Origin of the sequence: Micromonospora sp. NPDC047644, assembly GCF_040704315.1 — a bacterium.
GTDB lineage: Bacteria > Actinomycetota > Actinomycetes > Mycobacteriales > Micromonosporaceae > Micromonospora.
Genome location: NZ_JBEYSY010000018.1, coordinates 143,014 through 152,414 on the forward strand (window position 1 = coordinate 143,014; position 9,401 = coordinate 152,414).

Here is a 9,401-nt window from a genome sequence, read left to right on the forward strand (position 1 = left end):
GCCCGGTCCGGATAACGTCGCGCGACAGTCGTCGGCTGCAGGTGCGCGTCCGGCCGGTGAAGACAGGAGCCGACATGCGTGCAGAGGTGGCCAGTGGCGCCGATCCGGGGTCCAGCCGGAGCCGGCACACGGCCCGACGGTTCCGGCACCTGGTCATCTGCATCGCGCTCACCGCCCTCGCCTTCCAGCAGGCCCCGGGCCAGGTCGTTCCGGACACCAAGGTCGACCTGTTCGTCAACCCGGCCGGGTGGCTGCTCCGCTCGCTGCACCTGTGGGACCCCACCGGCACGTTCGGCCAACTACAGAACCAGGCGTACGGCTATCTCTGGCCGATGGGCCCGTTCTTCCTGCTCGGGTCGGAGTCCGGCCTCGCGCCGTGGGTGGTTCAGCGGTTGTGGTGGGCACTGCTCTTCTGCGTCGCCTACCTGGGGGCCGTGCGCCTGGCGGGCCGACTTGCCATCGGAACGCCCGCCGGGCGCATGATCGCGGGCGTCGCCTTCGCGCTGTCACCGCGCATCCTCACCCAGCTCGGCTGGTCCTCGGTGGAGGCCTGGCCCAGCGCCGTCGCCCCCTGGGTGCTCATTCCGCTTGTCGGTCTCGCCGCCGGCACCCGACTGCGACGCGCCGTCGCCGCGTCGGCCGTCGCCGTCGCCTGCGCCGGTGGGGTCAACGCCACCGCCGTGTTCGCCGTGGTGCCACTGGCCCTGCTCTGGCTCGCCACCGTCCAGCCCGTACGCCGCCGGGTCACCGCCATCGCGGCCTGGTGCGGCGCGGTGGCCCTGGCCACGGCGTGGTGGTTGGTTCCGCTGCTGGTCCTCGGGCGGTACAGCCCACCCTTCCTGGACTACATCGAGACCGCCCGAAACACCACGAGCGTCACCGACGCGGTGACCACCCTGCGCGGCGCCTCCTACTGGGTCGCCTACCTGGCCTCCCCGTTCGGGCCGACCATCCCGTCCGGTGCGCGACTCGCCAACGAGGCGGTGCTGGTCGCCGCCACCCTGGCGGTTGCCGCCCTCGGTGTGCTCGGGCTGTCCCGGCGGGGGATGCCGCACCGCCGGTTCCTCATCACCGGTCTGGTGCTCGGCGTCGCGCTCGTCGGTCTCGGGCACGTCGGTGACCTGCCGAACATCCTCGCCGGGCCACAGCGGGAGTTCCTCGACGGCGTCGGCGCGCCCCTGCGCAACGTGCACAAGTTCGACGTCCTGCTCCGCCTGCCCCTCTGCCTGGGCCTGGCGCACCTGATCGGGCTGGCCGTCCGGGCGGCGCGCACCGCGCCCGCGCGGCACCGCCGGAGAACCGTCGCACGCGCCTGGCTGACCGCCGGCGCCGCCATCGTCGCCGTCACGGCGGTCGCCACGCCCGCCCTCGCGGGCGGTCTCGCCACCCCCGGCAGCGTCAAGGAGGTGCCCGGCTACTGGCACGACGCCACCGACTGGCTCGACGCGAACACGGGACGCGGGCGGGTGCTCGTCGTGCCCGGGGCGCGTTTCCCGTCGTACGACTGGGGCAACACCACCGACGAGATCACCCAGCCGCTGCTCGACAGCCGGTGGGCGGTACGCAACGCCATCCCCTTCACCCCACCGACCACGATCCGGCTGCTGGACGTGATCGAGTCGACGCTCGCCACGGGCGCCGGGTCGACCGGCCTGGCGGACCTGCTGGCCCGATCCGGAATCAGTCACGTCCTGTTCCGCGCCGACCTCGACCACGGCCGCTCCGACACGGCCCGCCCAGCGGTGGTCCGGCAGGCGCTGGAGCGCTCACCCGGATTGACCCGCGTCACGTCCTTCGGCCCGCTGCGCGGCGGGCCCTCGTCTCCCGACGAGTTCCGCGACCACGGGCTCGACGTGCCCGTGCGGGCGCTGGAGATCTACCGGGTCGACCGGCCCGTCGAGCCGGTGGTCGCCTATGACCGGGCCGACGTGACCACGGTGGTCGGTGGTCCCGAGTCACTGCTCGACCTCGCCGCGGCCGGGCAGCTCGGCCCGGCGCCCACCGTCCTGGCCGGCGACGCGTCGAGCGCCGACGTCGCCGGGCCGGTGGCGATGACCGACGGTCTGCGCAGGCGGGACGTGTCGTTCGGCGGACTGCGGGACAACACCTCCCAGACGTTGACCGCCGACGACACCTTCGACGTCACCGCCCCCGCCCACGACTACCTGCCCGAGTGGGGTGCGGAACACTCCACCGTCGCCCGGTTCGAGGGCATCACCGCGATCCGCGGCTCCACCGCCCGCTCGCAGGTGGACTCGCCCGGCGGTGCCCGCCCCGAGCACCAGCCGTACGCGGCGATGGACGGCAACTCGGCGACCTCCTGGCAGTCCGCGCCGTACTCGCCCAGCGACCAACAGTGGATCGAGGTGAGCCTCGCCAACCCGACGACTGTCACCCGGGTCGAGGTGTGGTTCGACCTGAAGGCCGACGCCCTGCCCACGACGGTGACCGTCAGCGCCGGGTACGAGAGCAGCACCATCGAACAGTTCACCGACCACATGGTGTTCGAACTGCCCGGCGTCCACGCCACCCGCGAGGTCCGGGTCTCGGTCGACGGCGCGTACGACCTGCGCCCGTTCGGTAACGGCTCGGTCGGCATCGCGGAGATCAAGATTCCGGGCATCCAGACCAGCCGCACCCTGGTCCTACCCGCCGCACCGGCGACCGACCGGCCGGCGACCGTCGTCGTGTCCGCGGCACCCACGACACCGGCCTGCTTCTCGGTCGACGGGCACCCGCGCTGCTCCACCGACGCCATCCGTGGTTCCGAGGACGGCTCCACCATCGACCGGACCCTGACCCTGCCGGCCGCCGGGGCGTACGACGCCAAGCTGTGGGCGCGGCCGACGCCCGGTCCCGACCTGGACAACGCCCTCGACAAGTTGGTTACCGAGGCGCAGCCGTTGCGCCTCGCGGCGCAGATCAGCGCCTCCTCGACGGCGGTGCCCGACCCGACCGGCCGAGCCGGCGCGGCGCTCGACGGGAACCCGGCCACCAGCTGGTCACCGGCGACCGACGACGAGGCGCCGATCCTGCGACTCAAGTGGCTCAAGCCGCAGACCATCACCGGGCTCCGCTTCTCGACCGACGAGAGGACGGCCGCCACCCGTCTCGGCAGCGTGCGCGTGGTCGGCGACGACGGTTTCCGCAGCAGCCTGCTCGGCGACGACGGGCTGCTCCGCCTGGACCCGCCGATGCGGACCGACGAGATCACCATCCAGTTCCTCGACAAGCCGTCCGCCACCAGCGTCGACCCGTACAAGCTGCGGCTGCCGGAGCGGCTGCCCATCGCGGTCGGTGAGGTGACGGTGCTACCCGGAGCGCCCACTGTCGGCCCGCGCCTCGACGCACCCCTGTCGCTGGCCTGCGGATCGGGGCCGACGCTCCAGGTCGGCGCGGCGCGGGTGACCACCACGCTGCGCGGCACGCTCCGCGACCTGCTGGAGATGCGCGAGATGCCGGTGACGCCGTGCGGCCGGAACACGCCCCGGCAGCTCGACCTGGGCCGCGGGGAGCACCGCATCGTCGCTACCCCGAGCCAGCTGGCCTCGCCGACCACTGTCGCCCTGGTACCGAAGACGACCACGCCGGCCTCGGCCACCGCCAGCGCCACCGAGGTCGAATCCTGGGCGGCCACCGAGCGACGGGTACGGGTGGCCAGTCACCCCGTCGACCGGGTGCTCGCCGTACGGGAGAACACCAACACCGGCTGGCAGGCCACCCTCGGCGGGCGAACGCTGACGCCTCTGGTGGTGGACGGGTGGCAGCAGGGCTGGATCCTCCCCGCCGGCGCTTCCGGAGAGGTGCTGCTGCGTTTCGCTCCGGACACGCCGTACCGGGCCGGGCTTCTCCTCGGCGGCGTCCTGCTCGCGGTGGTGGTCCTGCTCGCGGTGGTGCCCGCCCGACAGCCCACCGGGCGAACCTCGGCGACCGTCCGGCCACACGGCCGGCGTCGAGTCACCCGCTCGCTGCCGCTGCTGGCCGTCGGAGCCGCCGCGCTGGTGCTGTGGAGCGGCCTGGTCGGCGCTCTGCTGGTCGCGGCGGGATTCATGCTGGCGGTGCCCGGCCCACGTCGCCTGCCCTGGCCGGCCGATCCACGGCGGGCCCGGACGATCAGCCGGGCCGTGGAGACCTGGCTTCCCGGCGCGCTCATGCTGCTCGCCGGGTTGCTCTACCTCGACTCGACCCGGCGGAACACCGACGCGCTCGTGCAACTCACTGTCGTCGTCGCCCTGGGTGCCCTCTGGCTCTCCACCGCCGCCCGACGACGGCCGGTACGCCGGCCCACGCCAACCGCCAGGACGGCAGCCGTCACGGCGACGGCGCCGGCCGCTGAGGGACCGAAGCCGGACCCGGTCGAGCGCGACACGGTCGAGCCGGCGGGGCCCGGCCGGTCGGCCGGGCCAGCCGACGGGCAGCTTCCGACGTTCTCCGAGATCACGTGAGCCCTCGACGACCCGCCCGTCGGGAGAAGACGGCCCAGACGGAGCTGACCCGCGGCTGGAGTACGGGCCTCGGCGCTGCCGGGGTCAGCGTCACCCTGGCCGGGATCCTGGTCAACGGCCTGGCCTACGTGGTTCCGGTCCTGGCCGCCCGGCGGCTCGACCCGGCCGACCTCAGCGTGCTCGCCGCCGCCCTCGGCCTGGTGGCCATCGTCGGTGTGCCCGGGCTCGGCCTGCAACTGGCCGTCGCCGTGCACCGCGCCCGGCACGGCGCATCCGACACTCGGCGGCTCACCGCGGTCACCGCCGCAGTATGCGCGGGAGCCCTCGTCGCGGCGACACCACTGCTGGTCATCGCCCTGGATCTCCCGGTCGAGATGCCCGCGCTGCTGGCGGTCACCACCGCGGCGATCGTGCTCTCCTCCCGGTCGCTCGGGGAATTGCAGGGAAGCCAGCGCTTCGTACGACTCGCCATCGGGATGGCGGTGCTCGCCGCCGGCCGCTACGGCGGCGTGATCGCCGGGTTGCTGCTCGGCACGGGCCCGACCGGCGCGCTGGCGGTCGGCGCGATGACCGCCGCCCTCACCCCTGCGGTGCTGGCCCGACTCGCCCGCGAGCCGCAACGGTCGTCCACCGCCGCACGGCTGACCGTCGCTCAGGTCGTTGCCGGCTGCGGTGCGACCCTGGCGATGCTCGTCGTCTCCTACGCCGACCTGCTGCTGTCCCGGCAACTGCTGTCCCCGTCGGATTCCGGGGCGTACTCGGTCGGCACCGTCCTGAGCAAGGGCGCGCTGTGGGCACCGCAGGTGGCCGCCGTCCTCGCCCTACCGAGGCTGGCTCGCGGTGACCGGCGCAGCCGAACGGTCGCGCTCGCGGTGACCGGCGGGTTCGGCGTGGTGCTCGTCCTCGCCTCGACGCTCGCCGGAGGGCTCGCCTTCCGCCTCGCCGGAGGGCCCGACTACGACCACCTGGGCCGGTACGCGCCCCTCTTCGCGGCGGTCGGTGCGCTCTACGCGGTGACGTTCGTGCTGCTCAACGACCGCCTCGCGGCCGGCGCTCGCTGGGCGGCGGCACCGCTGTGGCTGGGCGTGGCCGGCCTGGTGGCCGTCACCGCGACCCTCCGGCCCCACACCGTTCCCGGTCTCCTCCTCGCCGCCCTGGGCACGGCCGTCGTCACCACCGCGCTGATGGCGGTGACGGCCCGTCGGCCCGCCCCGGGGGTCGACCCGACTAGCCCTCCGCCAGCCAGTCGGTCAGCAGCCGGTGGTCGATCGAGTCCACCCGACCGAGCGGGCGACCCGAGGCCGCCCGGTCCCGCAGCTCCGCCCGGGTGAACCAGCGCGCCTCCAGCAACTCCTCGCCGTCCACGCGTACCTCGTCGGAGGTGGCGGTGGCCCGGAAGCCCACCATCAGACCGGCGGGGAACGGCCACGCCTGGGACCCCTGGTAGGTCACGTCGGTGACGGTCACGCCCGCCTCCTCGCCCATCTCCCGACGGACCGCGTCCTCCAGGCTCTCGCCGATCTCGACGAAGCCGGCCAGCGTCGAGTACGCATCCTCGGCCGCGCCCGCGTGCCGGGCCAGCAGACAGCGACCCGACCGACCGGGTGCCTCGACCAACACGATGATGGCCGGCTCGATCCGGGGGAACAGCAGACGTCCGCACTCCGTGCCGGTGCAGGTCCGCAGGTGCCCGCCACCGCCGGCGACGGCCGCCGCGCCGCACGTCCCGCAGAATCGCTGCTGCCGGTGCCAGTGCAACAAACCCCTGGCGTACGCCAGGACGGCCGCGTCGCCGGGTTCGAGCCGCCCGACCAGTGCCCGCACGTCGACGGAGCGCACCGCGCCAGCCATCTCGACGGCGGACCGCTCGGGTAGCGCCGACAGGTCCGCGGCGAACACGGCGGCCTCCCCGTCGAGCCCCAGGAAGACGGTCTCGCCGGCGGCGGACCGGACCAGTGCCGCGCGTTCCGCGCTGAGCCGGACCGGCCCGTGCCCATCGACGAGACAACGGTCCCGCCACAGCGGCAACAGCACGGCGGTCGACCCGGTGAGCAGCGCGCCCAACCGCGTCGGATCGGTGCGCAACGGTCCCGCCCGGTCCAGCGATCCGCCCCCGTACGCCAACACCCGCTCCGCAGTGCCCACCCGGTCACCGTGCCACGTCGACGATCGGCCGTCGGCACCGCCCCCGGGCCGGTGCGACACGCCGAACGACACGCAGTAGCAGCGCCTGGTGGGCGCAGCCGACGAGGACGGCCGGGCATTCGTTACCGTAGGTGCCTCCGGGAGGGAGGACCTCCCGCGGCACCCTGGCGATCGAGGTTGCAGTGACGCTGTACGGCGACAACAGTCCACCCGCCGACGACCGGCCCACCGTGCAGGTCACCGCGGTCACCTGGCCGGACGACGGAGCTGAGCCGGTCACCACAGCCGCCCCCGGTGAGCTGGACGGCGGCCCGAGCCGGCCGCGTCGGGTGCGCATGCTGCTCGCCGCCGGCATCACCGGTGGCGTTCTCGCCGCTGTGGCGGGTGCCGGCGCCTGGGCGTACGCCGGTGACGTTCCCCGTGGCACCAGCGTGCTCGGCACCGAGCTGGGCGGCCGGAGCCGCGCGGACGCCGACCGGGAGTTGCGGGCGGAGCTGGACCGGCGGGCGGCAACGCTGGCCACACCGCTGAAGGTCACCGTCGACGGGCGCACCGCCGAGATCAACCCCGCCGACGTGGGGCTGACCGTCGACGTGCCGGCGACCGTCGCGGCAGCCGCCGAGGCCAACGCTCACCCGGTCAGCCGGTTGGTCGGCTCCCGCACCGTCGAGCCCGTGGTGACCGTCGACGTGGGCCGGTTGGACGACGCGCTCCGTAAGGTGCTCGGCGACCAGGCCCAGGGCATGACGATGCCGGCGATCACCTACCAGGGCACCACGCCGAAGGTCGTACAGCCCAAGCCCGGGCTGGCGCTGAACCCGGAGCGTTCCGCCGAGGTGGTCCGCACCGGCTGGTTGGCCGGCGCCCCGGTCACCGTTCCCCTTGTGGAAACCCACCCGGCGACCACCGCCGAGGAGTTGGACCGGATGGTCAGCGAGCTGGCGAAGCCGGCGGTCGCCGCACCGGTCACCCTGCGGACGAACAAGGGCCAGGTGACGATCCCGCCCGCCGCCATCGCGAAGAGCCTCCGGTTCGCTGCCGACAAGACCGGCAAGCTCACCCCCTCGGTGGACGTCAAGCGGCTGCGGGCGGCGCTCGGCGACAAGCTGACCGCCATCGAGGTGCCGCCGAAGGACGCCACGATGACGATCTCCGGTGGCCGGCCCACCGCCAAGGAGGGGAAAGCCGGGCAGCAGCTGGACACGGCAGCCCTCGGTCGAGACCTGCTGGCCGTACTGCCGAAGGCGGACGGCCGCGAGGTGACCGGCGAGTTGAAGCCGACGCCGCCGCAACTGACCGGGGAAAAGCTTGCCGGGCTGGGCATCAAGGAGCGGGTGTCGACCTTCACCACCCGGTTCACCGGCGGCATGGCCTCGTCGCGCAGCCAGAACATCGCCACCATCGCGAGGAAGGTGGACGGCACTGTCGTACTGCCGGGGAAGACGTTCTCGCTCAACGGCCACACCGGCGAGCGCGGCTACGCCCAGGGCTACCGGGACGCACCCGTCATCCTCGACGGCAAGCTGGTGCCGGGCGTCGGCGGCGGCACGTCGCAGTTCACCACCACGCTGTTCAACGCGACCTACTACGCCGGCCTGGAGGACGTCGAGCACAAGCCGCACTCGTACTGGTTCGACAGGTACCCGGCGGTCATCGAGTCGACAATCTTCTGGCCGAACCTGGACTTCAAGTTCCGCAACAACACCGAGTACGGCGTGCTCATCGACACGTCGTACACGTCGAGCACGATCACCGTCTCGATCTGGAGCACGAAGATCTACGACAGCGTGAAGACCGAGTACGGGCCGCGCCGCAACATCACCACGCCGAAGCAGATCCACCTCGCTCCCGGTCCCTCGTGCATCGAGACCAACGGCATCAACGGCTTCACCCAGGACGCCTTCCGGGTCATCAAGAAGGGCGGCGCGGTGGTCAAGCGGGAGAAGTTCACCTGGCGCTACGACGCCGAGCCCCGCTACGTCTGCGGACCGAAGCCCTCTTGATACCCCACCCGCTCCGGGCCGATCCTGCGCTGCTGTGCTGTGCTCTGAGACCGGCTGTGCTCTTCTGAGACCGGCTGGGGTCTGAGCCCGGCCGTGTTCTGAGACCGGGCCCTGCGCTGAGGGCGGCTGGAGTGCTGGGGTCAGCTCAGGTCTGGGTCAGCTCGGTGGCGTTGTCGCCGTGCTCATTGCGCCTGCCGCCCTGCGGCGGCATCGGTACGACGCGGCTCTCCTGCACCCGGATCTCCGCCCGGAGCCGGTGCGCCGCGGGGTGCCACATCTCCTCGAACGGACCCATGACCTCGCCACCGATGCCACGGCGACGTACCCGGGACGCAAGCCACCAGAGCGTGCTCAGGACCGCCGCCAGGCAGCCCACGAACACCGCGACTATCAGGACCTCATCCACAGGCCGAGCCTAGCCCCGGCCACCAGGCCCAGCCCCGAGCCACAAATCCAGGACGTCGACCCTCGCCCCTTGACCTGAGCTGACCTGAGCTGACCTGACCTGACCTGACCTGACCTGACCTGACCTGACCGGCAAGATCGTGCAACATCCTGGATGTAGTGGTGTCCACCCGCTGCGAGGCCACTACAACCAGGATCGAGCGTGACCTTGAACGGTCCCGCGGTCGCCGCGGTCGCAGCGGTCGCAGCGGTCAGGAAAAAAGGGGGGATACGCAAAGAAGCCCACCCCAATTGGGGTGGGCTTCTTTGGAAGATTGTCCGGCGGCGTCCTACTCTCCCACACCCTCACGAGTGCAGTACCATCGGCGCTGGAGGGCTTAGCTTCCGGGTTCGGAATGTAACC

General features: G+C 72.7%; 5 protein-coding genes and 1 rRNA gene. 3 read left to right on the top strand and 3 right to left on the bottom strand.

The features are described 5' to 3' along the window. Positions 1–74: 74 nt before the first annotated feature. Entirely contained in the window at positions 75–4,445 is a 4,371-nt protein-coding gene (locus AB0877_RS27070) for an alpha-(1->3)-arabinofuranosyltransferase (RefSeq protein ID WP_366612377.1), read from the top strand. Positions 4,446–4,489: 44 nt separating this feature from the next. Then, the gene (locus AB0877_RS27075) at positions 4,490–5,776 is read left to right on the top strand and encodes a polysaccharide biosynthesis protein (protein WP_366612393.1); all 1,287 of its coding nucleotides are present in this window, start codon (positions 4,490–4,492) and stop codon (positions 5,774–5,776) included. Here AB0877_RS27075 and nudC read toward each other — a convergent pair. Beyond that, positions 5,673–6,590: an NAD(+) diphosphatase gene (gene nudC / locus AB0877_RS27080; protein WP_366612378.1), complete on the bottom strand. Its 918-nt coding sequence runs from the start codon at positions 6,588–6,590 to the stop codon at positions 5,673–5,675. The genes AB0877_RS27075 and nudC overlap by 104 nt on opposite strands. Before the next feature lie 182 nt (positions 6,591–6,772). Between nudC and AB0877_RS27085 the strand changes: the two genes are divergently transcribed. Continuing rightward, positions 6,773–8,593 carry a VanW family protein gene (locus AB0877_RS27085; protein WP_366612379.1) on the top strand — a complete coding sequence of 607 codons (1,821 nt, stop codon included), beginning with the start codon at positions 6,773–6,775 and terminating at the stop codon, positions 8,591–8,593. A 145-nt stretch (positions 8,594–8,738) separates the two neighbouring features. On the opposite strand, the gene AB0877_RS27090 is transcribed toward AB0877_RS27085, so the two are convergent. Both AB0877_RS27090 and rrf read right to left on the bottom strand, forming a co-directional pair. Next, positions 8,739–8,999, bottom strand: coding sequence for a hypothetical protein (locus AB0877_RS27090; RefSeq protein ID WP_366612380.1), 261 nt, complete (start codon positions 8,997–8,999; stop codon positions 8,739–8,741). Positions 9,000–9,314: 315 nt separating this feature from the next. Then, a 5S ribosomal RNA gene (gene rrf, locus AB0877_RS27095) occupies positions 9,315–9,401 on the bottom strand; the annotation flags it as partial.

Coding starts and splice junctions, on each gene's coding strand:
- AB0877_RS27070 (WP_366612377.1), top strand. CDS start 75: ATGCGTGCAGAGGTGGCCAGTGGCGCCGATCCGGGGTCCAGCCGGAGC.